The sequence below is a fragment of the Nonomuraea sp. 3N208 genome, from assembly GCF_052245935.1.
GTDB lineage: Bacteria > Actinomycetota > Actinomycetes > Streptosporangiales > Streptosporangiaceae > Nonomuraea.
Map to the genome: position 1 here is coordinate 117,966 of NZ_JBQQBR010000008.1, position 24,881 is coordinate 142,846.

Annotated in this window: 26 protein-coding genes; 9 read left to right on the forward strand and 17 right to left on the reverse strand. The window is 69.8% G+C overall.

The features are described from left to right. Positions 1-467: 467 nt before the first annotated feature. Positions 468-1,793 carry an AAA family ATPase gene (locus ACTWPT_RS14135; RefSeq protein WP_443177800.1) on the forward strand — a complete coding sequence of 442 codons (1,326 nt, stop codon included), beginning with the start codon at positions 468-470 and terminating at the stop codon, positions 1,791-1,793. 72 nt (positions 1,794-1,865) lie between these two features. Here the strand turns inward: ACTWPT_RS14135 and ACTWPT_RS14140 are convergent, their stop codons facing one another. The 4 genes from ACTWPT_RS14140 to ACTWPT_RS14155 are packed head-to-tail and all read right to left on the reverse strand — an operon-like array spanning position 1,866 to position 5,101. Further along, positions 1,866-2,894 (reverse strand): NAD(P)H-dependent flavin oxidoreductase, encoded by a 1,029-nt coding sequence (locus tag ACTWPT_RS14140; protein WP_443177801.1) that lies wholly within the window; start codon positions 2,892-2,894, stop codon positions 1,866-1,868. Then, positions 2,891-3,613 carry a CoA-transferase subunit beta gene (locus ACTWPT_RS14145; protein ID WP_443177802.1) on the reverse strand — a complete coding sequence of 241 codons (723 nt, stop codon included), beginning with the start codon at positions 3,611-3,613 and terminating at the stop codon, positions 2,891-2,893. Before ACTWPT_RS14145 ends, ACTWPT_RS14140 begins: the two co-directional genes overlap by 4 nt. Continuing rightward, positions 3,597-4,364 carry a CoA transferase subunit A gene (locus ACTWPT_RS14150; RefSeq protein ID WP_443177995.1) on the reverse strand — a complete coding sequence of 256 codons (768 nt, stop codon included), beginning with the start codon at positions 4,362-4,364 and terminating at the stop codon, positions 3,597-3,599. Before ACTWPT_RS14150 ends, ACTWPT_RS14145 begins: the two co-directional genes overlap by 17 nt. A gap of 8 nt (positions 4,365-4,372) precedes the next feature. Further along, positions 4,373-5,101, reverse strand: a complete 729-nt coding sequence (locus ACTWPT_RS14155; protein WP_443177803.1) for an enoyl-CoA hydratase family protein — start codon at positions 5,099-5,101, stop codon at positions 4,373-4,375. Positions 5,102-5,150: 49 nt separating this feature from the next. Here ACTWPT_RS14155 and ACTWPT_RS14160 point away from each other — a divergent pair, with 49 nt between their 5' ends. Continuing rightward, positions 5,151-5,885, forward strand: a complete 735-nt coding sequence (locus ACTWPT_RS14160) for an SDR family oxidoreductase (protein WP_443177804.1) — start codon at positions 5,151-5,153, stop codon at positions 5,883-5,885. Here the strand turns inward: ACTWPT_RS14160 and ACTWPT_RS14165 are convergent. From ACTWPT_RS14165 to ACTWPT_RS14180, 4 genes are all read right to left on the reverse strand, one after another. Further along, positions 5,875-6,303, reverse strand: a complete 429-nt coding sequence (locus tag ACTWPT_RS14165) for a hypothetical protein (protein ID WP_443177805.1) — start codon at positions 6,301-6,303, stop codon at positions 5,875-5,877. The genes ACTWPT_RS14160 and ACTWPT_RS14165 overlap by 11 nt on opposite strands. 45 nt (positions 6,304-6,348) lie before the next feature. Beyond that, positions 6,349-7,467 carry a hypothetical protein gene (locus tag ACTWPT_RS14170; RefSeq protein WP_443177806.1) on the reverse strand — a complete coding sequence of 373 codons (1,119 nt, stop codon included), beginning with the start codon at positions 7,465-7,467 and terminating at the stop codon, positions 6,349-6,351. A 45-nt stretch (positions 7,468-7,512) separates the two neighbouring features. Further along, positions 7,513-7,716, reverse strand: a complete 204-nt coding sequence (locus tag ACTWPT_RS14175; RefSeq protein ID WP_443177807.1) for a hypothetical protein — start codon at positions 7,714-7,716, stop codon at positions 7,513-7,515. Positions 7,717-7,848: 132 nt separating this feature from the next. Beyond that, positions 7,849-8,499 carry an NIPSNAP family protein gene (locus tag ACTWPT_RS14180; protein WP_443177808.1) on the reverse strand — a complete coding sequence of 217 codons (651 nt, stop codon included), beginning with the start codon at positions 8,497-8,499 and terminating at the stop codon, positions 7,849-7,851. A 167-nt stretch (positions 8,500-8,666) separates the two neighbouring features. Between ACTWPT_RS14180 and ACTWPT_RS14185 the strand changes: the two genes are divergently transcribed. Both ACTWPT_RS14185 and ACTWPT_RS14190 read left to right on the forward strand, forming a co-directional pair. Further along, positions 8,667-8,951 carry a hypothetical protein gene (locus ACTWPT_RS14185; RefSeq protein ID WP_443177809.1) on the forward strand — a complete coding sequence of 95 codons (285 nt, stop codon included), beginning with the start codon at positions 8,667-8,669 and terminating at the stop codon, positions 8,949-8,951. Between the two features lie 16 nt (positions 8,952-8,967). After that, positions 8,968-9,228: a hypothetical protein gene (locus ACTWPT_RS14190; protein WP_443177810.1), complete on the forward strand. Its 261-nt coding sequence runs from the start codon at positions 8,968-8,970 to the stop codon at positions 9,226-9,228. A gap of 59 nt (positions 9,229-9,287) precedes the next feature. Here ACTWPT_RS14190 and ACTWPT_RS14195 read toward each other — a convergent pair whose 3' ends face one another. The 5 genes from ACTWPT_RS14195 to ACTWPT_RS14215 form a co-directional block, all read right to left on the reverse strand. Continuing rightward, entirely contained in the window at positions 9,288-10,490 is a 1,203-nt protein-coding gene (locus tag ACTWPT_RS14195) for an ATP-grasp domain-containing protein (protein WP_443177811.1), read from the reverse strand. 28 nt (positions 10,491-10,518) lie between these two features. Beyond that, complete coding sequence (locus tag ACTWPT_RS14200; protein ID WP_443177812.1) at positions 10,519-11,814, reverse strand: DUF2252 domain-containing protein; 1,296 nt, start codon at positions 11,812-11,814, stop codon at positions 10,519-10,521. Positions 11,815-11,877: 63 nt separating this feature from the next. Beyond that, the gene (locus tag ACTWPT_RS14205; protein ID WP_443177813.1) at positions 11,878-12,651 is read right to left on the reverse strand and encodes an SDR family oxidoreductase; all 774 of its coding nucleotides are present in this window, start codon (positions 12,649-12,651) and stop codon (positions 11,878-11,880) included. A gap of 11 nt (positions 12,652-12,662) precedes the next feature. Continuing rightward, positions 12,663-13,805 (reverse strand): acyl-CoA dehydrogenase family protein, encoded by a 1,143-nt coding sequence (locus ACTWPT_RS14210; protein WP_443177814.1) that lies wholly within the window; start codon positions 13,803-13,805, stop codon positions 12,663-12,665. Next, positions 13,792-14,403: a flavin reductase family protein gene (locus tag ACTWPT_RS14215; protein ID WP_443177815.1), complete on the reverse strand. Its 612-nt coding sequence runs from the start codon at positions 14,401-14,403 to the stop codon at positions 13,792-13,794. The genes ACTWPT_RS14210 and ACTWPT_RS14215 overlap by 14 nt, the downstream gene beginning before the upstream one ends. 179 nt (positions 14,404-14,582) lie before the next feature. Here ACTWPT_RS14215 and ACTWPT_RS14220 point away from each other — a divergent pair, with 179 nt between their 5' ends. From ACTWPT_RS14220 to ACTWPT_RS14240, 5 genes are all read left to right on the forward strand, one after another. After that, positions 14,583-15,752: a thiolase C-terminal domain-containing protein gene (locus tag ACTWPT_RS14220; protein WP_443177816.1), complete on the forward strand. Its 1,170-nt coding sequence runs from the start codon at positions 14,583-14,585 to the stop codon at positions 15,750-15,752. Beyond that, positions 15,752-16,183: a Zn-ribbon domain-containing OB-fold protein gene (locus ACTWPT_RS14225; RefSeq protein ID WP_443177817.1), complete on the forward strand. Its 432-nt coding sequence runs from the start codon at positions 15,752-15,754 to the stop codon at positions 16,181-16,183. Before ACTWPT_RS14220 ends, ACTWPT_RS14225 begins: the two co-directional genes overlap by 1 nt. A gap of 844 nt (positions 16,184-17,027) precedes the next feature. Beyond that, complete coding sequence (locus ACTWPT_RS14230) at positions 17,028-17,777, forward strand: GntR family transcriptional regulator (RefSeq protein ID WP_443177818.1); 750 nt, start codon at positions 17,028-17,030, stop codon at positions 17,775-17,777. Between the two features lie 200 nt (positions 17,778-17,977). After that, positions 17,978-18,580 (forward strand): GNAT family N-acetyltransferase, encoded by a 603-nt coding sequence (locus tag ACTWPT_RS14235; RefSeq protein ID WP_443177819.1) that lies wholly within the window; start codon positions 17,978-17,980, stop codon positions 18,578-18,580. A gap of 386 nt (positions 18,581-18,966) precedes the next feature. Then, positions 18,967-19,647 (forward strand): copper homeostasis protein CutC, encoded by a 681-nt coding sequence (locus ACTWPT_RS14240; protein ID WP_443177820.1) that lies wholly within the window; start codon positions 18,967-18,969, stop codon positions 19,645-19,647. Between the two features lie 4 nt (positions 19,648-19,651). Here ACTWPT_RS14240 and ACTWPT_RS14245 read toward each other — a convergent pair whose 3' ends face one another. Genes ACTWPT_RS14245 through ACTWPT_RS14260 form a run of 4 tightly spaced genes read right to left on the reverse strand, consistent with a single transcriptional unit; the run spans position 19,652 to position 24,874 of the window. Continuing rightward, entirely contained in the window at positions 19,652-20,827 is a 1,176-nt protein-coding gene (locus ACTWPT_RS14245) for a DUF6986 family protein (protein WP_443177821.1), read from the reverse strand. Further along, complete coding sequence (locus ACTWPT_RS14250; RefSeq protein ID WP_443177822.1) at positions 20,820-22,124, reverse strand: FAD-dependent oxidoreductase; 1,305 nt, start codon at positions 22,122-22,124, stop codon at positions 20,820-20,822. The genes ACTWPT_RS14245 and ACTWPT_RS14250 overlap by 8 nt, the downstream gene beginning before the upstream one ends. An 8-nt stretch (positions 22,125-22,132) precedes the next feature. After that, positions 22,133-23,296, reverse strand: coding sequence for a class I adenylate-forming enzyme family protein (locus ACTWPT_RS14255; protein ID WP_443177823.1), 1,164 nt, complete (start codon positions 23,294-23,296; stop codon positions 22,133-22,135). 33 nt (positions 23,297-23,329) lie between these two features. Beyond that, on the reverse strand, positions 23,330-24,874 hold the full coding sequence (locus ACTWPT_RS14260) for an AMP-binding protein (RefSeq protein ID WP_443177824.1): 1,545 nt from the start codon (positions 24,872-24,874) through the stop codon (positions 23,330-23,332). Between the last annotated feature and the right edge of the window lie 7 nt (positions 24,875-24,881).

Genomic DNA, 24,881 nt, shown 5'->3' on the forward strand with positions numbered 1-24,881 from the left:
GGGCAGGGACTCGTGTCCACCGCGTCCACGACCTGGGGCAGCAGCAGGGTATCTCGACACTTTCGACAGCGCGTTCGATCAGATCATCAGATTCCTGCCATGCGGAGGTTGGAATCGCAGACCCAGCTCCCCGGCGACCAGGCCTCCCGCCGTCACGGATGGTTGGTCGGCTGCGTGGCACTGGACTCTCTCAGCGCCGCCACGTTCCCCGATGTAGGGCCCGTGCGCAGGAGACCGTGCCGCGATCGAGATCGAGCAGTTCACCACCGCCGGCCCTGTCGATTGTCGTCTGGAGATGAAGCTATGTAGATTAAATCTACATAGATTGAATCTACATAGGAGCAGTCAAGGTGGCAGGTTTCGGTTTCATAGGCAGATCCGTTGAGCTGGCCTTTCTCCACAGGCGGCTGGACCAGGTGAGGAGAGAGGTCCACGGGACCTCGCTGGCCATCCGGGGACGGAGGCAGGTGGGGAAGTCGCGGCTGGTGCAAGAGTTCTGCGACGAGGCGGCCATGCCATACTTCTTCTTCTCGGCGATCAAGGGGGCCGCGCCGGTCGACTCCGTGAGCCGGTTCTGCCGGGAGCTGGCCGAGTCATCCCTTCCCGAGGACCCTGGACTGGTCTCATTGCTCGAGTCGGGGAATTGGTTCGAGGCGTTCAAGATCTTGGCGTCCGTTCTGCCCGCCACGCCGTCGATCGTGGTGTTGGACGAGCTACCTTGGCTGGCCGAGCAGGATCCGACCTTCGACGGGTCGCTGCAGGTGGCCTGGGATCGGCTGCTGTCCAGGCGCCCCGTCGTGCTGCTGCTGCTCGGTAGTGATCTGCACATGATGGAGCGCCTCACCTCGTACGACCGGCCCTTCTACGGCAGGGCGGATCCGATGATCCTCGGGCCGTTGAATCCCGCTGAGACCGCGCGGTCGACCGGACTGAGCGGCGCCGACGCGATCGACGCCCAGTTGGTGAGCGGCGGTCTGCCAGGGATCCTGCGCGGCTGGCCGCACGGCATGCCCGCACTGGACTTCATCCGCCAGGAGTCGGCCGAGCCCGTCTCGCCGCTGTTCGCCGTTCCTGAGGCCACACTCATGGCGGAGTTCCCCTCGCCGGACATCGCGCACCGTGTCCTGGAAGCCATCGGCAGCGGAGACCGCACCCAGGCGAACATCGCGGCGACCGCCGGCGGCCCGGGCGGCGCGCTCGTCTCGGGCACTCTCTCACCGATCCTGCACAAGCTCACGCACGACAGGCGGGTCGTGGCGATGAATGAGCCACTGTCGACCAGGCCGGGCAAGCCCGCCCTCTACCATGTTGCGGACTCCAACCTCCGGCTCTACCTGGCAGCCTTGCGTCAGGCGCATGAAGAGAGCCGCAGGGGCAGGCCCGAGGTGGGCTTCCGGGGTGTGGAACGGCGCTGGTCGGCCTGGCGGGGGCGGGCTGTGGAGCCGTTGATCCGCGACTCGCTGGCCATGGCCGCGGACGAGCTTCCCTGGCCCGAGACCACAGTGGTGGGCGGCTGGTGGAACCGGTCGTTCAATCCCGAGGTGGACCTGGTCGGCGCCGATCGCGGGCCGGTGGCTCGGCAGGTGTTCTTCACCGGGTCGGTGAAATGGCTCGACGGCGAGTTCGATGGACACGCGCTGCGTGCGATGTTCGAAGCGTCGGCTCAGGTTCCTGGGGTGGTTCCCGGACAGACCGGGACTGTGGTGGTCTCCCGTTCGGGGATGGCCGCCGGAGTTGGACCTGTCGACGTGCACTGGGGGCCGGAGGACATCGTGGGGGTCTGGCCGGTGTAGAGCGGCGACCGCCGACGCTGTCTCGATCATCGATCCGCGCCGGTTCACGAGCGAGCTGATCCCGATCTTCGACTAGCGGCGATCGAGGTGGGACAGGACGGCGTCGGCCTCCGCCATGATGCGGTCGATCAGGTCACGGCACGACGGCAGGTCGTCGATCACCCCCACCACCTGCCCCGACGCCATCACCCCGAGATCCACCCGCCCCTCCACCATCGCCGCCCGCAACAGCACCGGCGTGTTCGCCGCCTGCAGCACCTGCGCCCAGGTCAGCTCCCGCCCGCGCCGCATCCGCCGCCCCTCCCGGATGAGAGCCCCCCACGACAGCCCTGACAACCGCTTGAACCTGGCCCCGTTCACCACGGCCCTGGCCAGACGGGAACGTTCGAGCGAGGCCACGAACGGCGTGCTCAGCACCCGATGCGGCACCCCGTCCACCTTGGCCGTCACCACGGTCTCCCGCGCCGCCAGGTAGAACTTCTTCACCTCGTCGGGCACCGGCGAGTCGCTGGTCAGCAGGAACCGGGTGCCCATGGCGATCCCGGAGGCCCCGTACGCCAGCGCCGCCACCAGCCCACGCCCGTCGAAGAAGCCGCCGGCCGCGATCACCGGGATGTCCACGGCGTCCACGACTTGGGGGAGCAGCAGGGTGGTGGCGACCGGCCCGGTGTGGCCGCCGCCTTCGCCGCCCTGGACGATGACCGCGTCCACGCCCCACGCGGCCACCTTCTCCGCGTGCCGGCGGGCCCCCACGGAGGGGATCGTCACCACTCCTGCGTCCTTGAGGCGGGCGATCAGCTCCCGCCTGGGCGCCTGGGCGAACGACGCCACCCGTACGCCCTCGCGCACCATCACCTCGACCCGCTCGGCCGCGTCGTCGGCGTCCGAGCGGATGTTCACCCCGAACGGCGCGTCCGTGCGCTCCTTCACCCGCCGGATGGCCTCGGTCATCTCGGCCACCGACATGGTGGCGGCGCCGATCACCCCCAGCCCGCCTGCCTGCGAGGTGGCCGCCGCCAGCCGCGCGCCCGCGACGTACCCCATCCCGGTCTGCACGATCGGATACCGGCAGCCGACCAGGGACGTCAGCGCGGTCCTCACGCCGCCACCTCGCGGTCGCGGCTCCTGGAGGGGTCGAGCCGGTCCAGGACCAGCAGTTCCTCGGGGTCCGGCGCCCGCGTCACCGGGACGTCCTCGTCGATCACAAGGTCGAAGCCGGTTGCCGCCACCACGTCGTCGACCGTCACCCCGGGATGCACGGACGCGAGCCGCATCGACCCGTCAGGGGTGCGGAAGTCCAGCACGGCCAGGTTCGTCACGACGCGCCGCAACTCGAACGCGCCCCGATCGGTCCCGATTCCGCTGACCATGTCCACGTGAGGCACGAAGACCCGAGGGCTGTGCCGGGGGATCCAGTAGCTCGTCGGGTCGCACCGCGTGTTGCCCGGCGCGCCCCGCACTCCCAGCAACTGCGTCTTGGGCTGGGCCCAGTCGCCGATGCAGGAGATGTTCGTGTTGCCGTACCGGTCGATCTGGCTCGCGCCGAGCATGACGTGCCGCCGTCCGTTCAACATCAGCCACAGGTGGTCTCTGAACGGCAGCCATCCCTCGACCACTTCGGGCGCCTGCCCCAGCCCCGGCACGTCTCCGGTGAGCAGGCAGACGCCGTCGTTCGTGAGCAGGTCAGGCTCGAACGTCAGCCGTGCCAGCCGCGCCCCCAGCACCGTGACCGCCCCGCCGATCCCGGCCGCCAGGATCTCCCCGTCACCCCTGAACGCCTCCGCGCACGCCACCACGCAGACATCAGCCCTGCTGCTCATCGACACCCGTCTCCACATAACGCCGCTGCCGCTCCTCGTCGCGCCCGTAGTCCGGCTCGCACGAGGTGAACCCGGCACCGCCGGGCGCCTCCACCACGCCCGTCACCATCGACCGGCTGATCAGCAGCGACTGCACCGGCCCTTCCTTCAGCAGGTCGGCGGTGTCCACGATGCGCTCGCACGAGACGTAGCAGCGCGCCGCCGCCTTGGCGTAGAGGTCGTCGAAGTACGGATCAGGCCCCAGGTATTGGGCGTTGCCCCGGACGTCGGCCCGGTTCATGTGCACCAGCGCCACGTCCATGGTCAGGGCCGGGACCGCGACCAGCTCCTCCCCGTCCTCGTACGGCGACCGCACCGTCCGCAGCCCCGGGTTGACCCGCATCACGTCCGACCCCATCCCCGCCCGCGTGGGCAGGAACGGCAGCCGGTGCGCCCCCGCCAGCAGCCCGAACATGAACATCCCCTCGTCGTACTCGGCGAACTCGATCTCTCCCGCCTGCCTGGCCCGCCGGAAATGGGGCTCGAGCGGGATGGTGTCGAGCGTGACGAACGGGGCCACGACCTTGCGTACCTTCCCGGCCGCGCACAACATGCCGACGTCCGGGCCGCCGTACGAGACGATCGTGAGATCCCGGACGGGGGAGCGGAGGATCGCCGACACCAGGGCCATGGGCTTGCGGCGCGAGCCCCAGCCGCCGATCCCGACCGTCATCCCGCTCTCCAGCGCGTCCGCGACCTGCTCGGCGGACATCACCTTGGTCACGTGAATCGCTCCCTGTGCCGGTCGCCGGCGCCCATGAGGTTCAGCTCGAAGGTGAAGCCCTGCTCGAAGCGGTAGCTGCGCTTGACGTCCACGGGGTCGATGCCGTTGAGCGACTCCTTGGCGCGGCGGATGACGTACGGGTCCTTGGCGGCGATCTGCCCGGCCACCTCCAACGCCACGTCCCGCAGCTTGTCGCGGGGCACGACCTCGAGCACCGACCCGAACGTGTGCAACTCGGCGGCGGTGACATTCCTGCATGTGTAGACCATGGCCCGCATCAGGTGCTGCGGCACCAGCCTGGCCAGGTGCGTGGCCGCGCCCAGTGCGCCCCGGTCCACCTCGGGCAGCCCGAAGTAGGCGTCGTCGGCGGCCACCACGATGTCGGCGTTTCCGGCCAGCCCGACGCCGCCGCCCAGGCAGTGCCCGTGCACCGCCGCCACGACCGGCACCGCGCACTCGTAGACGGCCGCGAACGCCGCGTAACAGGCCCGGTTGACCCCGACCAGGGCCTCGTACCCCTCGGCGTCCCGCAGCTCCTTGATGTCGACCCCGGCGTTGAACCCGCGTCCCTCGGCCCGCAACACGACCACCCTGGTCTCGGGGTCGTCCCCGGCAGTCCGCAGGGCCTCGGCCAGCTCCTCCCAGCCCCGCACGGTCAGCGCGTTCACCGGCGGCACGTCGACGACGACCTCGGTGATCGGCCCGGCCCGAAGCGAAATTCCCATAACGCTCCCTGCTAGCTGCACCTAACGCTTGCTTGGTACGTTAGCACCCGTGACCGTGACTTACGACTACTCGGGCAAGTCGGTCCTGGTGACGGGTGGGACCAAGGGCATCGGCGCGGGGATCGCGCGGGCCTTCCAGAAGGCGGGCGCGGACGTCACCGTCTGCGCCCGCACGCCGCCCGCGAACGGCGAGCTCCGCTTCGTGCGGGCCGACGTGCGGGCCCCCGAGGACGTCGAGCGGCTCGTGGCCGGGTTCGACCGGCTCGACGTGGTGGTCAACAACGCGGGCGGCTCGCCGTACGCGCCGCTTGAAGGCACCTCGCCGCGCCTGCACGCCCGCGTCATCGAGCTCAACCTGACGGCCCCGCTCCTGGTCGCGCAGTACGCCTACCCACTGCTCGCCGCCGCCCGCGGGGCCATCGTGATGATCGGCAGCTCCAGCGGCACCCGTCCCTCGCCCGGCACCTCCGCGTACGGCGCCGCCAAGGCGGGACTGCACCACCTGGCCCGCTGCCTGGCCGCCGAGTGGGCTCCCGACGTGCGGGTCAACACGGTCGTCGTCGGCCTCGCCGCCACGGAGAGCGCGGCGGGCCACTACGGCGAGCACGGAGACGGGCGGCTGGGCGCGGCGATCCCGGCCGGCCGCCTGGCCACGCCGGAGGACGTGGCCAGGGCGTGCCTGTGGCTGTCCGCGCCCGGCTACGTGACGGGCGCGGAGGTACGGGTGGACGGCGGCGGCGAGATCCCGTACTGGCGCCACCTGGCCGGTGACCTCACGGACTGAGCGACCAGGCGTGGAAGATCGTCGTGTGCCGGAACGCCGAGGCGGTGCCGTCGAACCCGTACGTCCCCCGCCATGACAGCGGATCCTGCTGCTCTCCCACCACGGTGATGGTGCTGGCGCAACTGCCCTGGCCCTTCCTGGTGGCGTTCAGCAGGAGCTGCTCACCGAAGTGGCCGCTGGTGACGGCCCACGGCGCGCCGCAGATCCCCGACTTGATGGTGCCGCTGACGACCTGGAACGGGTAGGTGTTCGGGTCGATCTCGAGGTCGATGACGAAGATCGCCGACCCGTTACGCAGCTCCACGTAGGCGTTGATGGTGGCGCTCTTCTGCGCGGCGACGGACTCCGCGAAGGACTTGGCCTGTCCTCCGGTGGCGTCGTAAAAGGCCCGGTCGGGCGCCTTGGTTGACTGAGGCATTGTGCTTCTCTCCTCCGACGCCGCACCGCTGCGGCGTCTCAGCGGTTAAAGGAGCGTCTCGGCGATCTCGACGCGGAGCAGGCTACGGACGTGCTCGATGTGGTTGACGATGGTGACCTGGACCGAGCCGGCGAAGAGCAGGCCCATGGCCACGTTGTCCAGGCTCGTGACGAGCGAGCCCGAGTCGCCGCCCGCCGACATCGCGGTGGTGACGATCTGGTCGCGGAAGCGGCCGACGCCGAACCCGTAGCTCACGTCGATCGTGGCGTCCACCGCGATGATGCGGCCGAGTGTCAGGTTCGTCGTCCGCCCCACCTTCTTGACCAGGTCGCCGACGGAGACGTTGGCCTTGCGTCGCCAGCCCCTGGGCGCGCAGCTGAAGTAGGTCTCCCTGGTGGCCTCCTGGAACTGCACCTCGCCGATCGCGGCGTCCACGATGTTGTTGTGGCTGGTCAGCGGGATGGCGGGGGTGAGGTCGATGGGGATGAACCTGGACAGGATGGCGATCCGGTCCTGCGGGTCGACACCGCCGTCGAACCGGCCGGGCTGCACGATCGCGCTGCCCGCGGGGGCGCGGTTGGAGTCGGCCAGGACGTGGTTGTTGCTGAGCACGTAGAACCGCGAGGGGATGCCCAGCCCAGGCGCGGGCGGATCGATGGTGGCGCCAGGCAGGAAGTCGTAGACGACGCTGCCCATCGTTCCCGCCGTGACCTGCACGTTGCCGATGGAGAAGCCGGACGGGCAGGGCCGCATCCGCCGGATGAGCACCTGCGCGCCGGCCTCGGCCGCCGCCCCGTCGCCGCGCGGGATCGCGGGAGCGCCCATGTACTGGGCGGCGGGGGCGCTCATCGTCTGAGGAGAGCCCATCTGCTGCTCGGCGACGACGTGGCCGACCCTCACCACGTCGACGGTCGTCCCGTCGTCCATGCGCCGGGGCAGCAGGTCCTGCTCCCTGAGCATGGTGGGCGGGAGCTTCTGCGACACGAAGACGAGCAGCGCCGGCTCTCCGGTCGGCTCACCGTTCGTCCACTTGACGCCCTGGCCGAACCCCACCACGTTGCTCGGCCGCGTCTCGGGTTCCATCAGTGTCTGGGCCGCCTGCTCCTTGGCGGCGTCGGACAGGCGATATCCCTGGGATCCGCGCATCAGTTCCGGCTGGCTCACGGCCAACCACCTCCTACATGGAAGGAGTTCCGGGTGCGGTGATGCTCACTGGGCCGTGGGGGTCCCGATCTCCATGACCTTGACGGGTACGCCGTCCAGCTCGGCCGGGATTCCGGACGAGACCATGCGGGTCACGTAGACGACGATCACGTCCTCGTCCGCGTCGCCCTTACCGGTGGAGACGCCGGTGACGTTCGGGATGGCGAGGAGCTCGTCCTCGTGCCGTCTTCTGATCTCATGCACGTCCATCCAGGGCCCTCCGCTGAGATCTGCCGCCATTGGAGCGTAGATGTCCGGCGTACCCGCAGATTCAGGGGCCCGCCTAGGGAAAACCCCAGCTTTCGCCCACACCTTGGTCAGGGGGTGGGTCCCTGGGCGTACTCAGCGCATGGCGGACCGGGCGGTGGGACGCAGGCGCAGCCGCTGCGGGGGCGCGGTCAGGCGCGACTTCAACATCGGCAGGTCCACCTCCCGCTCGTCCTCCGGCGTGTCGAAGCGGGCGAACCAGACGAATACCTTCTCCCCGGTACGGACCGGCAGGCGCGGAAAGGTGTTCTCCGCGTGCTCGGTCTCGAACCGGGCCACCACCGGCACCCCGGCCTCGGCCAGCACCGGGGCGACCTCCGAGTCGAAGAAGCCGGCGAAGCCGTCCTCGACGTGGCAGATCGTGGCGACGTACATCGACGGGGGGAGCTCTGCCGCGCCGGCGGGCGGCCGCTCCCACGCGGGCGGCTCCGCCAGGGCGCGCAGGAGCAGCACGTCGTCGGAGTCGATCAGCGTGGCGTTGGCGGCGTCGCGGTTGGCCTGCCACACGGGCCCGCCGTAGAAGGCCTCCAGCGCCGCCTTCCGCGCCGGCATGTCGGGGAAGGCCCGCAGCCAGGGGAACATGTCGGGCGCGTCCGGGTTGCGGAAGGTCCCTGCGATCCGCATGCCTGCCGCCTCCTGTGTCTCGATGAACTCCCGCTCGAACAGCTCGATGAGCGTGTCGCGCCGCTCCGGGCGCATCGTGTACTGCCGCAGCTCGTAGATCATGCGGGGACGTTATGCCCGGGTCGCTGACATCCCGTGTCAGCGTATGCGCCGAACAATATTCTGATTACTTTGAGCTACCAAATGACAACGCAGAGTTATAGGCTCGCATCGGCCTTGATCTCCAAGGGCCAACGAAGGTGAAAGGCCCTGAGAGCGAAGGAGCGGAAGTGATCCGAAGAGTGTGCGCCGCCGCGACCATGGTGGCAGCGGTCGCGAGTGGCGTGCTCCCTGCTGTCCCCGTGCACGCTGACAGCTGGTCCGACCATTGTGGCGACCGATCCTGGTCCTACAACTGGAGCGGCAACAGCGGCTCGTCCCAGTCAGGAAACAACTTCGGCGACGTCTCGGCCGTCAACCGCGGCCAGGGCGCCTCGACCAACGTCAACAACGTCAACGGCATCGCCTCGACCGCCACGCACGGCGGCATCACGGTGACGTACATCTTCGGCTGACCGAAAGGACATCGACATGGTGAAGAAGTTCTGCGTGGCCGGCCTCATCGCCGCGGTTACGGCCGGCGCGGCGCTCCTGCCCGCCGCCGCGTACGCGGACGTCAACGCGGGCAACTCCAGCTCCAACCGGTCCTCGTCCCAGTCCGGCAACAACTTCGGCAACGTCGTCAACGTCAACGTGAGCGGCAACGACGCGCGCAGCATCAACAACGTCAACGGCAACGCCGTCACGGCGAGCGGCGGCAGCCGCGCGAGCATCGACGACATCGTCGACTGATCACTCCGCGAGCCCCCTCCAGCGAGCCAGGCCGGATCCGGCCTGGCTCGCGCCGCGCGCTAGCCCTGGTCCTTCACCCAGAGCCGCAGCAGCCCCCTGAAGTGCTCGACGAACCGATCGTGCTCGTGCGCCGGATACGTGGCCTTCACCGTGTCCACCAGCAGCCGGTCGAACTCCGGCCCGGCCACCCACTCGAGCACCACCTCGTCGAGGTGCCCCAGATGGGTCCGGCAGAACTCGTGGTAACGCTCGGTCTCGAAATACCGGTCGGCCAGCCGGCGATACTCCGCCAGCCGTTCCTCGTACGTCCCGGTGACCGCGAAGTAGTCGTGCGTCTCCAGGTCGATCCGGGGTCTGCGCCGGGTGGCCACGCAGAAGACGCACCATTTCACCAGCGTCTTGATCGCCCAGGGGAAGTAGTAGTGCAGGCTCGTCAGCGCCACGTCGGGGCAGGCGTTGGCATAGTCGATGGGATGCACGTCGGAGCCCTTGACCAGGGTCTCGCAGGAGTTGAACTCCCACCGGAAGAACGCGTTCACCAGCCGCCCGATCGTCACCACCTCCTCGCCGGCGGCCGGCGACAGGAACTCGTGGTCGACGACGTACCTGGCGTGCATCGGCTCCTCGGGCCTGAACCGCATCACCATCGTCTCGGGCCCGATCGACAGCGACCTGGCGAACGCGTCGTACCCCTGGATGGCCTGCTGGAGGTGCATGAGCATCTCGCCGCTCGCGTCGTAGGCCCGGTGCAGCTCGTCCCGGTCGCGCACCAGGGACACGCCGCGCCAGGCCCCGCCGTCGTACGGCTTCATGAACAGCGGGTATCCGATCCGCTCGGCCACCTCGTCCAGGTCGAAAGGCCGGTTGTAGCGGGCCGCGGTGTAGGCGTACCTGGCGTTGTCGGGCGGGTTCTTGTACGGCACCAGCACCGTCTCCGGCACCTTCAGCCCGAGCCGCATCATCGCGCAGTACGCGGCGTGCTTCTCCATCGACTGGAACGTGAACGGGCTGTTGAGCAGATAGACGTCGTCCATCATGGAGATCTTCTTGAGCCACTCGCGCGGGTGGTAGTACCAGTACGCCAGCCGGTCGATCACCAGCGCGTGCCGCGGTTCGGCTCGCAGGCCGAACGGCTCGATCGTGACCCGTTCCACGTCGAACTCGCCCACGTCCTTGATCGGCCCGAGTCGCCGCAACACGGTCTCGAACGCCGACGGCCAGTCCTCCTCGGTCCCCAGCAGCAGCCCGATCAGATGTCGCACGGGGGATTCCTCCGCTCCCGCCCGCGGGTCAGACGCCAGGTAGGCGGCCGTTGCGGAACAAATCGACGAACCTTTGGTGGTCTTCCCGGGCCTGTGCCCCATAACGGTGAGCAAAATCCACCAAAACCCCGATAAATCCGGACCTGTCGCCGTCGATCACCGCCATGATCGCCTCCTCCGTCGAGAAGTCGACGAGGTCGTGGGTGGACTCGTCGTCGGCCACCGAGTGCATGCGCGCCACCGCCCGCCCCAGGTCCCGCATGATCGAGCGCAGCTCGTCCGGCTCGTTCACGTCGTCCCAGTCCAGATCGGCGGAGTACGGCGACACCTCCGCCACGAGCTGCCCGACCCCGCCGAGCGTCGTGTACCCCAGCCAGGCATCGGCGTACGCCTGCAGCGCCCGCTGCGACTCCGCCGTGCGATGCCCCTGATGCAGGAAGTAGGAGACCACCTTCTCGTCGATCACATGCCGCGCCACGGCGGGCACCGCCGCCTGCTTCATGTAGAGGATGACGTCGTTCTCCAACGCCTGCGAACGGCCTTCCAGCAGCAGGTTGTACGACGGCAGCCCCGCCGACCCGATGCCCACGCCCTTACGCAGCGCCACGTCCTTGATCACGTGCTCGACCGGGTTCGCCTGCGTGGGCAGCGTGGCCAGGTACTCCTCGAACGAGGCCAGCACGGCGTCCCTGGTCGCCGCGTCCACCGCCGCCCGGCCCTCCATGAGCGCGAAGCGCCGGTCGTAGTCGTCGATCACGGTCTCCACGTCCAGCAGCGCCACCCGCGTGTTGAGCCGGGCCGTCTGCAGCACCCGGTGCAGCACGCCCGTGGTGGTGTCCAAGGTGAGCGCGCCGATTGCGTCGTCCCCGCCGGACGCGATGGCGTCCAGCTCCTCCAGGTACGCCCCGGCGAAGTCGGTCACCAGCGTGCCGATGGTGTCGTCGGACAGCGCCTTGGCGTACCCGATCAGCGCCACGCTGGCGGCGAAGCGTTTGAGGTCCCAGATGTACGGGCCCACGTACGCCTCGTCGAAGTCGTTGACGTTGAAGACGAGCACGCCGGAGGCGTTCATGTACGTGCCGAAGTTCTCCGCGTGCAGGTCGCCGTGGATCCAGACGCGGCTGGTGGGGGCGTCGAGGTGGGCGTCGTCGGCGTACGTGCCGGCCATGTCCGCGTAGAACAGGCACGCGCTGCCTCGGTAGAAGGCGAAGGGGGAGGCGGCCATTTTCCGAAATTTCCGCCTAAATGCGGCGGGGTCTTGCTTGATCGACTCGCCGAACTCCGTCATGAGGACATCGAGCAGGAACGAGGAGCGTGGGCCCATATTCCGGACAGTAGATCCGGAACCCCTTGCCGCCTAGCCTGATCTTTCCCTGACAGGGGCCGGTCAGGGGTGCTGGGAGGAGACCGAGACCACCTCGCCGGTCATGTACGACGAGTAGTCGCTGGCCAGGAAGACGATCACGTTCGCCACCTCCCACGGCTCCGCCGACCGCCCGAACGCCTCCTTGGCCGTCAGCTCCGCCAGCAGCTCCTCGCTGGTCACCTTCGCCAGGAACGGATGCACGGCCAGCGACGGCGCCACCGCGTTGACCCGAACGCCGTGCTCGGCCGCCTCCAGCGCCACACACCTGGTCAGCGCCATCACCCCCGCCTTGGCGGCGGCATAGTGTGCCTGCCCGCGCTGCGCCCGCCACCCGATCACCGAGGCGTTGTTCACGATGACGCCGGAGCCCTGGCCGATCATGTGCTGCAGCGCGGCCCTGGTGCAGCGCATGGTACCGGTCAGGGTGACGTCGATGACCGCGTGCCACTGGTCGTCGGTCATCTCGGCCAGCGGCGCCGTACCGCCGAGTCCGGCGTTGTTGACCACCACGTCGAGCCGGCCGTGCGCCTCGACCACCGCGTCGAACAGTGCCAGCACCTGGGCCTCCGACGTCACGTCGCACGGGACGGCGAGCGGCTTGACGCCGGTGAGCTCGGTCAGCGCCTCGGCGGCGGCGGCCAGGCGGCGCTCGTGCCTGTCCGAGACCACGATCGTGGCGCCTTCCTCGGCACAGCGGCGGGCGGTGGCATAGCCGATGCCCGCGCCCGCGGCCGCCGTCACCAGCGTCACCTTGCCGTCGAGCAGGCCGTGTGCCTTGGGGTACGCCGGGGTCATCGCCTCTCCCATCACCGTGGCAGTCCCAGAGTGCGCTCGGCGATGATGTTCCGCTGGATCTCGCTGGAACCGGCATAGATCGTGTCGGCCCGGCTGAACAGGTAGAGCCGCTGCAGGTCGTTCGGCTCGCCCACCAGCCCGGCCTTCCCCTGCACGGCCTGTGCCAGCTCGCCGAGCCGGCGATGCCACTCCGACCAGTACAGCTTCGCGATCGACACCTCAGGCCCCGGGTCGGGGCGCACCATCCTGAGCGCGTTGAGCCGCATGATCTCCAGCTCGAGCCACGACCGCACGAGGCGGTCACGCAGCACCGGATCATCGGCCGCGCCGGTCCGCTTCGCCGTCTCGATCACCTTGGCCAGCTCACGCCGGAAGCCGATCTGCTGCCCGAGCGTGGACGCGCCGCGCTCGTGGCCGAGCGTGGCCATCGCGACCCGCCAGCCGTCGCCGGGCGCGCCCAGCACGTTGTCCGCCGCCGTGCGCGCGCCGTCGAAGAACACCTCGTTGAACTCCGACGTCCCGGTCAGCTGCATGATCGGCCGCACGGTGACGCCGGGCTGGCGCATGGGGACCAGCAGGTACGACAGCCCGCGGTGCCGCTGCGAGCCCGGCTCGGTACGGCACAACACGAAGCACCAGTCGGCCACGTGGGCCAGCGAGGTCCAGACCTTCTGCCCGGTGACCACCCAGTGGCCGTCTTCCAGCTGCGCCTTCGTCTGGACACCGGCCAGGTCGGAGCCGGCCTCGGGCTCGGAGTACCCCTGGCACCACAGCTCCTCGCCCCGCTGGATCGGCGGCAGGAACCGGGCCTGCTGCTCGTCGGTGCCGAATTCGAGAATGGTGGGCCCGATCAGGCCCTCGCCGATGTGGCCGACCCGGGCAGGGGCGTCGGCCCTGGCGTACTCCTCGAAGAAGGCCACCTGGTCCTCCAGCGAGGCGGCGCGCCCGCCGTACCGCTCCGGCCAGCCGAGGCAGGTCCAGCCGTTCTTGCCGAGGTGGCGCTCCCAGGCCAGTCGCAGCTCGTGCCCTTCGTGCTCGCGCCCAGGGCCGCCGAGCCCTCGAGCTGAGGCGAACTCGCCGCTGAGCGCCTCCTCCAGCCAGGCCCTGGCCTCCTCGCGGAAGCCAGGGGTCTCGCCCAGCTCAGGAAGCGTCAACGAACCCCCCATAGCCGCCGCGGAAGAACACCAGCGGCCCGCCCTCGGCGTGCGTGTCGAGCTGCAGCACCCGCGCCACCACGATCATGTGGTCGCCCGCCGGGTGCTCGGCCTCTACCGCGCAGTCGATCCACGCCAGCGCGCCTTCGAGCACGGGGTTGCCGCCGGGTGAGCCGGTCCACTCCAGCCCCGCGAACTTGTCGCCGCCCTTGGTCGCCATCTGGGCGCACACCTCTTGCTGGTGCTCGGCCAGCACGTTCACGGTGACGATCTTCGCGCCGCGTACCCTGGGCCAGCTGGTGCTGGTGTGCGCCACGCAGAACGCCACGAGGGGCGGGTTGAGCGAGACCGAGGTGAAGGAGTTCGCGGCCAGGCCGCAGGGCCGGCCGTTCAGCGGGTCGAGCGCCGTGATCGCCACCACGCCCGTCGCGAACCTGCCGAGCACCTGCCGGAAGCGCAGGCTGTCCAGATGGCCGTTGGCGCTCTGTGAGTTCGGGCCCGTCGGCATGGCGGCTCCGTTGCGAATCCTGCGCTGATGCGGCGTCGGAAGGCTGCGGCAGCCGTCCGCCGCCACGAGCCGGGCAGCGTGTGTGCTCATGGGTCCGCCTCCTAGTCCACCGGCTGCGCCCTATCTTACCAAGCGCTTGCTTGGACGCTAGGGGGACCGGGGAAACATGTCAAGTCGAATGCCGCACGGGTTGGGGTCCTGCGCTGTGCGGTCCTGTGTCGCCATACCTGCGTTGACATGCGTGAAATGTCCGGCATAGCGTTGCGTATGTGCCCAAGCGCTTGCTTGATTTTCGGGACGCGACCGCGATCGCGGGCGTCGGATACACCCCCTTCACCAAGGACTCCGGCGTCAGCACCCTGACGCTGGCCTGCCGCGCCGTGCTGGCCGCCCTGGAGGACGCCGGACTGACGGCGGACGACGTCGACGGCCTGGCGACGCACCGTGTCGGCGACTCCGCCCCGCCCACCCTGGTGGGCCCGGCTCTGGGACTTCAGGACCTGGCCTGGCACCTGGACCAGTTCGGCGGCGGCAGCGTCTCCCACGCCGTGGTCGGCCAGGCCGCGCTGGCGGTCGCGGCCGGGCTGGCCGAGACGGTCGTCTGCTACCGGGCCATCAACGCCCGCTCCGAGTTCCGCATGGGCGGCACCGGCCGGGGGGTGCCGGCGAGCCCGGAGGTGCAGTACCAGGCGCCGTACGGGTACGTCGCGCCGCCGCAGCAGTATGCGATGTACGCCCGCGCCCACATGCTGAAGTACGGCACCAAGGCCGAGCACTTCGGGCACCTGGCCGTCACCCAGCGCGCCAACGCCGCCAAGAATCCGCGGGCGCTCGTGCGCACCCCCATCACGCTGGACGACTACCTCGCCAGCCGGTGGATCGCCGAGCCCTTCCGCCTCCTGGACTGCTGTCTGGAGACCGACGGGGCCTGCGCCGTGGTCGTCACCACGGCGGAACGCGCCCGCTCGTTGCGCCGCCCGCCGGTCCTGATCTCGGCCGCGGCCTGGGGCGGCGGCACGTCCCACCTGTCGGGTCCTGACGCCGACCCCACCGTGACCGCGGCCGCCACCCTGGCCCCGCGCCTGTACGCGCAGGCCGGGCTCGGGCCGGGGGACATCGACGTGGCCGAGATCTACGACTGCTTCACGTACTCGGTGATCGTCCAGCTGGAGGACTACGGGTTCTGCGGCAAAGGCGAGGGCGGCCCGTACGTGGCCTCGGGCGCCACGGCCCTGGACGGCCCGCTGCCGGTGAACACCCACGGGGGTTTCCTCTCGGAAGGCTACGTCCACGGCGTCAACCACATCGCGGAGGCGGTATCCCAGCTCAGAGGCGACGCGGGGGACCGCCAGGTGCCGGGCGCGGAGGTGGCGCTTTCCACGGCCCAGCCCGGCTACATCCTGCCCGCCACCTCCGCCCTGATCCTCAGGAGGTCGTGATGGCCTACCGGCCCGAGCCCGACCGTGACTCGCGGGAATGGTGGGAGCGGATCGCCAGACACGAGTTCGCCGTGCAGCGATGCGACACGTGCGGCACGACGCGCTTCCCGGCCAGGGCGTTCTGCCCGGCGTGCCGGACGGAGGCGTGGCATTGGCAGGAAGTGGAGCCGGAGGGGCGGGTCGAGAGCTGGATCGTGAACCACCAGGCGTTCGTGCCTGGCGTGCGGGAGCCGTTCGTGGTCGTGATGGTGCGGCTGGCGGCGGTGCCGGGATGCCTGGTGTACGGGAACTGGCACGGCGAGCGGCCCCCCGAGCCGGGCGAGCGGGTGCGGGCGTCGTATGACCGGATCGACGAGACCCTGACGCTGGTGAACTGGACGCCGGCCGGGAGCCCGGATGCTCATCCACCCCAGCGCGAATCCTCCCGCTGATTGACCTTGATCCGGGAAATGGATTCGTACCCACGAACCCCATCAGTCCCACCATGGCGAAGCTGCCCCCAGTACGGACTCCGAGGGTTGATGATGAGGCAGTAGACGTCAACGCGGACGGCTTGATCTTGGCGGCGGACGTGAGCGGATTGGGCTCGGTGACCGGCGTGGCCACGCGGCCACGGGTGGCGATCGCGCCTGCAGTCCGGATGTTCGTGCTCACCGATGCGCGGCCGCGCGGGCCGCCGGGCGGGCGGAAGAGGAAGAGATCCATTGGCTGGTCCCTCAGAGGAAAGCGCGCCCTGGCGGGCGTGGGGGACCCGCCAGGACGCGCTTCCTGCCCCGTGAGCGGCGGCGCCAGGACTCCGGCGAGGGATGGAGTCCTAGGCCGTGTGATCGCACACGGAGTCGATGGGGGAGTGTGAAAGCTCCTGCTGCCGGTAACGTGCGGCGATGCGTTGAGCTGCACCAACCGGGTCATCAATGGGGTGCGTGACGGGGGCGCCACCCTCCTCATTCCAGACAAAGGATCCGTCATTGCACCGCACGGTCAGCTCTGTCGACACCGATTGCATGGGCGTGCCATGCCGATTGCTCTGGTAGGTGTGGGTGAACCCCTGGCGCGTCAACGCGTAACGCAGTAAACGTGTTGCTTCACCAGGGTTATGCCAGGGCAGGTACGGCGTACCTGTGCGGACCGGCAACACTGGCCTTCACCCCCTCACCGGCCTTTAGATGGATTTGTACCAACGAATGGATGATGGGCCGATCGAGGGGGTTCGGTCAAGGGGTTGTGGCCTGCTAGAACCAGATCGTCTAAATTGTTGGAACAAAAGGGGTGAAAGTGGCAAGGTCGGTGCTGTATCAGCAGGTGGCTGCGGAATTGCGTCGAGCCATCTACTCGGGTGTCCTCGGCCCCGGGGCACAGCTGCCGACCGAGGCACAGCTCATGGAAGACCATGGGGTGAGCAGAAACACCGTACGGTTGGCCCTCGGAGAGCTCGTCAATGAAGGGCTCGTCACGCGCACGCCGCGGCGCGGAACCGTGGTCAGGGACCGGCGGCCGCTGCTCATCTATCCCCAACGTGAGCTGGAGAAGCAACCCCGTGGGGAGCTGCGGGAGGCATTCGCCTACGCCGTGGCACAGGAAGGCCGTGCGCCAAGCCAGTACATCGAGGTGCTGACCGTGTCTCCGGTCGAGGAGATCGCCAGCAGGCTGGAGTTGGCGGATGGGGAATTGGCGGTGGTGAGACGCCGTCTGCGTTTCGTGGACGGCCAGCCGTACAACACCAACGATTCCTACTTCCCCCGTGAACTGGTTGCCGATTCCGAGATCGCCAGGCCCGGAGACATCGCGCGAGGGGCGAACCGGGTGCTGGAAGAACTGGGTCATGCGCAGGTGCGCGTCGTCGACGACATCTGGGCCCGCATGCCCAACCAAGAGGAGGCAGAGCGCCTCCAACTCGAGCTCGGCACGCCAGTCATGGTGTATGTCCGAGTTGGTTTCGACGGGGCCGACATGCCAGTGCGTGTCGCTGTGTCGGTGCTGCCCGCCGACAAACATTTGATCAGATACGAGCTCGATCGCCGCTAGTGGGCTCGGATGAAGGGGTGATCCCGCCGGCCGGGTGCAGCGAGAAATAGCCGCCTCGCTGGCCTGGGGGAGTCGTGCATACTCCCCCAAATCGCCATTTATCCATGTATATCGGGTTAAGGCCCCATTTCGCCCCTACGCGACATCGCGTCATTACGCTGTGCGCTCGCGTAGGAACCCAACGCAACGGGAGTTGTATTATGCACACAAACACCCTGCTTCATCCGCTCGCGCTCCGCCGGGCGGAACCTGAGGACCTTCCCGGCGTACTCACGCTGCTGGCGGATACCGCCGAGTGGCTCTATGCGCAAGGGGTGCGGCAGTGGCCCCGCAACGGGTTCGGCCCTGAGCGGATCGAGCCGCTCATAGAGGAGCGGGTGCTGTTCGTACTCGACGACGAGCTTCGATACCTCGACCCCGACGAGTCGGCACCGCCGGTCGCCACCATTGCCCTCGACGATCACGCCGATCCTGAGTTCTGGGCTCCGGGCGACGACCCCGGGGCCGCGCTCTACATCCACAAGCTGGCCGTGGCCCGGCCGTGGTCGGGCAGCGGCCTCGGCGACGCCCTCCTCGACTGGGCCAGCGCCTCGGCGTTCGCCGCGGGGTTGCCGTGGCTCCGGCTCGACTGCGCCAAGGCGAACCCGCGCCTGCAGTCGTACTACCGTGGCCGCGGCTTCCACCACGTCCGCACCGTTGACCTGTCCCATCGCTCCTCCGGCGCCCTCTTTCAGCGCCCATCGGAGGATCTCCCGACGACGTCCTTCCGCGACCTGACCATCGCGGAGCTGATCACCGCCTAACCCTCAACCGGCCCGGCCTCGAACCCCCGAGGCCGGGCCGATCCCCTGAGAGGCTGGGCGCCACGTCCTCAAGGACCCCTGGCCACCGGCAGGGATGCGCGCTCCGCCTTTCATGCCACCTCTCCGAACGCCTCAGCGCGTCCCTGACGGGAGCGTGCCCGCGCCCCCTGTAAGAGGTGCGCCCACGGCCGTCCGACGCGCCGGCTGAAGGCCTCAGACCGTCCCAGAGGCGGCCGCCACGGAGGATGCCTGCGGTCGATGGACGCTCCGTCTCAAATGACCTCAACGCTGCGGCCGGGCGCCGTCCCCCCGATGCCCCGCGGAGCGGTGGGGCCTTTGGGGTTTTCGCGGCGGAAAGGTGCAGAGCACCATATAGCCTCTCCTGCATGACCGGATCCCTGCTCGAGGTGATCGCGCTCAACGTGCGCGACGCCGTGGCCGCCGAACAGGGCGGAGCCGACCGGCTGGAGGTCGTCGCCGACATGGCGGCCGACGGGCTGACCCCCTCCCCGGAGACGGTTGCCGCGATCGCCGCGGAGTGCCCGCTTCCCCAGATGGTGATGCTCCGCTGCGACGCCAACTTCGCCGCCGACCCCGACGCCTTGGCGCGGCTGGGGCGCGACGCCAAGGCGCTGGCGCAGGCCGGGGCGGCAGGGTTCGTGTTCGGGTTTCTCGACAGCGCTGGAGCCGTCGATCTCGTGGCCACCGAAGCGCTGATCCACGCTGTGTCCCCCTTGCCGTGGACCTTCCACAGAGCCGTCGATCACGCGGCCAACATCCAGGCGTCCTGGCGCGCCGTGCGCTTGCTGCCCAACCTCGCCACCGTGCTCACGTCCGGATCCCCCGCCGGCGTCGGTGACGGCTTGCCGGTGTTAAAGACCCGGGCCGAGGCAGGTGACGGTTCGATCATCCTGGCCGGCGGCGGCCTGCGTCCGGCACACGTGCCCGCGCTGCTCGACTACGGCATCCGGGCGTTCCACGTGGGATCCGCGGTCCGGGCCGGCTGGTCGGACCCGGTCGAGTGGCGCCTGGTACGCCAATGGCGAGCGATGGTCGAACGCGACTGACCCGCTAAGGCAGGGCGGCATCGGCGCGCCGGAGGGCGGCGGCGAGGGTGCGGATCGTGGCGGGCTCGTCCATCACCCCGCCTCCCGCGTCCCGCTGCTCCTCCCACGCGCTCACCCGCTCCCGATAGGAGTCATAGTTCGCCAGGTGGAAGGCGTAGAGGGTGGCGAACCGGCTCACCAGGTGCGACGGGTGCATGTCCCAGCCCTGGTAGAAGCCGTGCCGCAGCGAGTGCCGTACCAGCTCGGCGTGCCGCCGCCACAGCGCGTGCACGTCGGCCGCGCGATCGGAGGCAGGCGAGGCGGCGAGCGAGCCGTCGGACAGCTCCACGCCCGTTCCGGCGAACGCGGTCTGCATGACGTGCCGGGCGTGGTCGCAGGCCGGATGGTCGAGCCGCTGCTCGTGCGGCGGCAGCCCGAGCGCGGCCGTGTAGTCGAACACGCCGAAGTGCGCCGCCGCCAGCCGTCCGCCCAGGGACTCGGCCAGTTCGGCACGCAGGAAGGGCAGCGTCTGCGGGGCCTCCACCTGCATCTCGAACCGCAGCCGCCCGCCGGCCTCGGCCTCCAGCCGCTCGAGCACGCCCGCGAACTGCGTCAGGTACTCCTCCATCAGCACCTTCGGGAACGTCACCGTGAACCCGGCGGGCAGCTCCCCGGCCCGCTCGACCACACCCGTGACGAATCCGCGCAGCGTGCGCACGGACCGCCCAGGATCCCCGTCCGCGAACGACTTCACCCGCGGCCCCCACCGCCGCGGCAACGCCCCGGCGGCGTGCAGCGCGGCCACCGCCCCGGCGGCCTGCTCCACGTGCCCGTCCTCGACCGGGTCGGGCCGCACGCCGTAGCCGTCCTCGAAGTCGACGCGCAGGTCCTCGATCGGTTCGTGCGCGAGCTTGCGCAGGACCTGCTCGTGTACGGCCGCGGCGAGCCGTCCGGGTACGCCGAACACCTCGGCCAGCTCGTCAGGACCACCCAGATGCATCTTGACCAGGGACAACGCGTGATCGCGCCAGTCGGCCACCGTGTGGGCGGAGAACCGGTCGGCAGGCACGTAGACCGTGTGGACCGGCTGCCACCCCGGCTCGGGCATCGGAAAACGGGCCTGCTGAGCCCGGTAGACCTCGGTGAAGCCGGGTGGCACGGCGCCGGACCCGGCACCCGCACTCGTACGCTCGTCAGTCACGGCACGCCCGGAGCATGGCCTCCAGCCCGACGAGCTTGACGCGTTCGCCGCGGCCGAGGGACCTGGCCAGCTCGGCTTCTGCCGCCTCGATCGCCAGCCACTCTTCGTAGGTCACCGGCTGCACCCCCCGCTCTGCCAGCAGCGCGTCGATCGACTCGCCGCCATCAACACGTTCGCGCCCTTCCAGGTCGGAGAGGAGCGTGCGGACCGTCTCCGCCGCATCGGACTTGTTAGTGCCGATGACCCCGGTAGGCCCGCGCTTGAGCCAGCCTGCCACGTATTCGCGGGCGCGTACCCGCCCGGCCTCGTTCGGCACGGTCATGGTCCGCTCGGAGAACGGCACCCCGGGCAGCGGCACGCTCTGGTAGCCGACCGACCGCAACACCATCCCGACCGGCAGCGTCTCGAACTCGCCCGTGCCCACCACGCGGCCCTCCTCCGACAGCCGGGTGCGTTCGAGCTTGAGCCCCTCCACCCGCTCGGCGCCGAGGATCTCCACGGGCCGCAGCCAGAACCGCACGTCGAGCCGGCGCGGCCGGCCGACGGGCTCGCGCGCGGCCCACGACTGCAGAACCTTGATGTTGCCCTGGACCTGGCGCGGGAAGTCGCCGCCGAGCACGACGGCCTCTTCGGGACGTACGCAGACGTCGGCGTTGGCCAGATCGCCCAGCTCGCGCAGCTCCTTGAGTGTGAACTTGGCGTGCTCTGGGCCCCGGCGGCCCACCATGTGAATGGCCTTCACCTGGCTTTCCGACAGGCGCTGCAGCACGTCGTGCGGCACGTCGGTGGAGCGCAGCTCGTCGGCGGTCTTGGCCAGGACGCGGACGACGTCCACGGCCACGTTCCCGACCCCGATCACCGCGATCTCGGAGGTGTCGAGCGTGAACATGCCGGGGTCGACGTCGGGATGCCCGCAGTACCAGTTGACGAAGTCGGTCGCCGCCACGCTCCCCGGCAGGTCCTCGCCGGGGATGCCGAGCTTCCTGTCGACCATCGCCCCCGTGCAGTAGACGACCGCGTCATAGCGGCCGAGCAGGTCATCGACGGAGACGTGCGTGCCGAGCGTGACGCCGCCGAGGAAGCGGACCTCGGGCAGCTCCAGCACCCTCCGCAAGTAGTTGGCGATCGACTTGATCGACGTGTGGTCGGGTGCGACGCCGTACCTGACCAGCCCGTACGGGGTCGGCAGGCGCTCGAGCACATCGACCCGCACGGCCTCCACGGACAGCTTGACCAGTGCCTCAGCCGTATAGATCCCGGCGGGGCCCGACCCGATGACCGCCACACGCAACGCCACGCCGCCTCCTAAGACACCCGTCCCACCAGATGCAACCGGCCGGTGCGATCGATGTATCCCCGGTCGCCCGTGCGAACGAACCCGTCCTTGGAGAAAACCGCTTGCTCGGTGTTGTTGCCAACGTAGCCGCTCATGACCGCGTCCGAGCGGAGAAGCACCTCACCTTGCACGTCATGAGGCAGCTCATGACCGTCTTCGTCCCGGATGGACACGTCCACCCCGCCGCGTGGCCTGCCGACGCTCACCTCCGCGTCCTCGGGTGGGTCGTCGGGCCGTGTCCCGAGCCCGAGCCCCGCCTCGGTGCAGATGTATCGGTTGCAGACCGGCACGCCGTACTTGTCGCGCAGCGCCCTGATCAGCTCGGGCGGGGCGGGCGCGCCGCTGGACAGGATGAGGGTCAGGTCGGGCAGGTCCCCGCCGCAGTCGAGGATGCGCGAGAGCTGGAGCGGGCTGCCCTGCAACACGCCGATCCGGTGTTCGCGCAGCACCCGCATCGCGGCGTCCTCACTCCACGCGGGCAGGACGTGGCAAGTTCGCCCGGTCTGGAGAAAGATCGGCAGCCGGGTGGCGAACCCGAGGCGCCCGAGCGGATGCGGCACCAGCCGGGCGTCGCCCGTGCCCCAGCGATCGCCGGCCCCGTGGGTCCGGATCGCCTCGAGCTGGCGGTTGCCGAACAACACGGCCTTGGGCGGCCCGGTCCGCCCCGAGGTGAACGTGATCACCACCGGGCGGCCGGGGTCGGGCGGGAACGGCGGCGGTGGCGGCTCGGCCCGGCACAGGCCGGCCAGCCGCGCGGGGTCGTAGGACTGCCGTACGCGTCCCTCGACGGGCAGCGTCACCACGTCGAGCCCGGGCAGCGGCGGCAGCACCCGCGGAACGGTGATGATGATGGCAGGGTCCAGCATGGTCAGCAGCTCCACACGATCCGTCCCGATGCCCGCGGTCACCGCCCCGATCTTCGCGGCGGCGACGTAGCAGATCACGAACTCGGGCCCGTCGGGGAGCGCCAGGACCACGACATCGCCGATCCGGACCCCGCGATGGGCGAGCCCGGCGGCCACCTGATCGGAGAGCCGGTCGAGGTCGGCGAAGGTCAGTGAAGTGGCGCCGGTGACGACGGCCGCGCGCGCCCCGAATGTACGTGCGGCCGCACCGGCCAGCAGGCGCAACATGGCAGCTCCTGGGGCAGTGGGCGCACTTCCAACCTACTCGCCCGGCGCCTGCTTCGCCCGATCACGGAGGGCAAGTTTGTCGATCTTGCCGTTGACGTTGACCGGCAGGGCGTCCACCACGACGACCCGTTTGGGAATCTTGTAGTTGGACATGTTGGCCCGCGCCCACGCGATCAGGCCGGCGGGGTCGACGCTCGCGCCGGGCCGCGGGACCACGTACGCCACGCCGGCCTCGCCCGTGGCCCGGTCGGGCACGCCGACGACCGCGGCCTGGGCCAGCGACCCTTCACGCAACAGGAGCGACTCGACCTCGGCGGGCGAGACGTTGAAGCCGTTGACGATGTAGAGCTCCTTCTTGCGGTCCACGATCGCGAGGTTGCCCTGCTCGTCCAGCACGCCGACGTCGCCCGTGTGCAGCCAGCCGCCGGCGTCCACGGCCTCGGCCGTCCGCTGGGGCTCGTTCCAGTAGCCGCGCATCACGCCGTAGCCGCGCTGGAGGATCTCGCCGCGCTCGCCGGTCGCGACCTCCTTGCCGTCGTCATCGACGATCTTGACCTCGATGCCCGGCACGGGCCTGCCTGTGGTGTTGGCGACGACCTCGATGGGGTCGCCGGCCCTGGTCATGGAGACGACCGTGCCCTCCATCAGCCCGTACGCGTTGATCATCCGCTCCAGGCCGACCCGCTCGACCAGCCGCGTGATCAGTGTCGCCGGCACGGCGGCGGCTCCGCAGATGGCCACGCGCAGCGACGACACGTCCCAGGACCCGCGGTCCAGCTCGTCGAGGATCCGGTGGAACAACGTGGGCGGCCCGGCCAGGATGGTGACGCGCTCGGCCGAGATGAGGGACATGAGGGCGTCCGGGGTGAAGATCGGGATCGGCACCATCGTGGCCCGGCGCATGACGCAGGCGACGAGCCCGGCGTTAAGCCCGAACCCGTGGCTGAACGGCGCGATGACCGGATAGCGGTCGTGCTCGTTCAGCGTGACGATCTCGGACCAGTCCCAGTAGCCGCGCAGGACCTGGGCATGGTCCAGCATGACGCCCTTGGGCGTGCCGGTGGTGCCCGACGTGGACATGATCTCGCACAGGTCCCCGGGACGGACGGCGAGCGCCCGTTCCTCGGCCTCCCGCGCCGTCACCCGCGCCGCGAGGGCGCGCAGCTCCGACGCCGGGGGGACGATCGTGTGACGCAGGCCGGGCAGCGGCGGCAGCAGCCCGGCGAGCGGGACGGCCGTGGGCCCCTTGCCAGTGATCAGCACCTTCGCGCCGGTCTTCTCGATGAGCTGGGCGGCCTCGATGCCCTTGAACCGTGACGACAGCGGCACGATGGCCGCTCCCGAGTCCCAGATCCCGAGAGCATGCGCCACCCAGTACGCCGAGTTCAGCCCCCACATCGCCACCCGGTCGCCGGGCTCGACGCCGAGGGCGATGAGGCCGCGGGCGACCTTGGCGGCCGCCGCCCGCAGCTCCGTCAACGTCACCCGTGTGCCACCCTCGGCGATCACCATGGCGTCGGGGTGGTGCGCCGCCTGGTCGCGCAGCATGCGGGGGAGCGTCCCCCAGTCCGGCGTCATCGGTCCC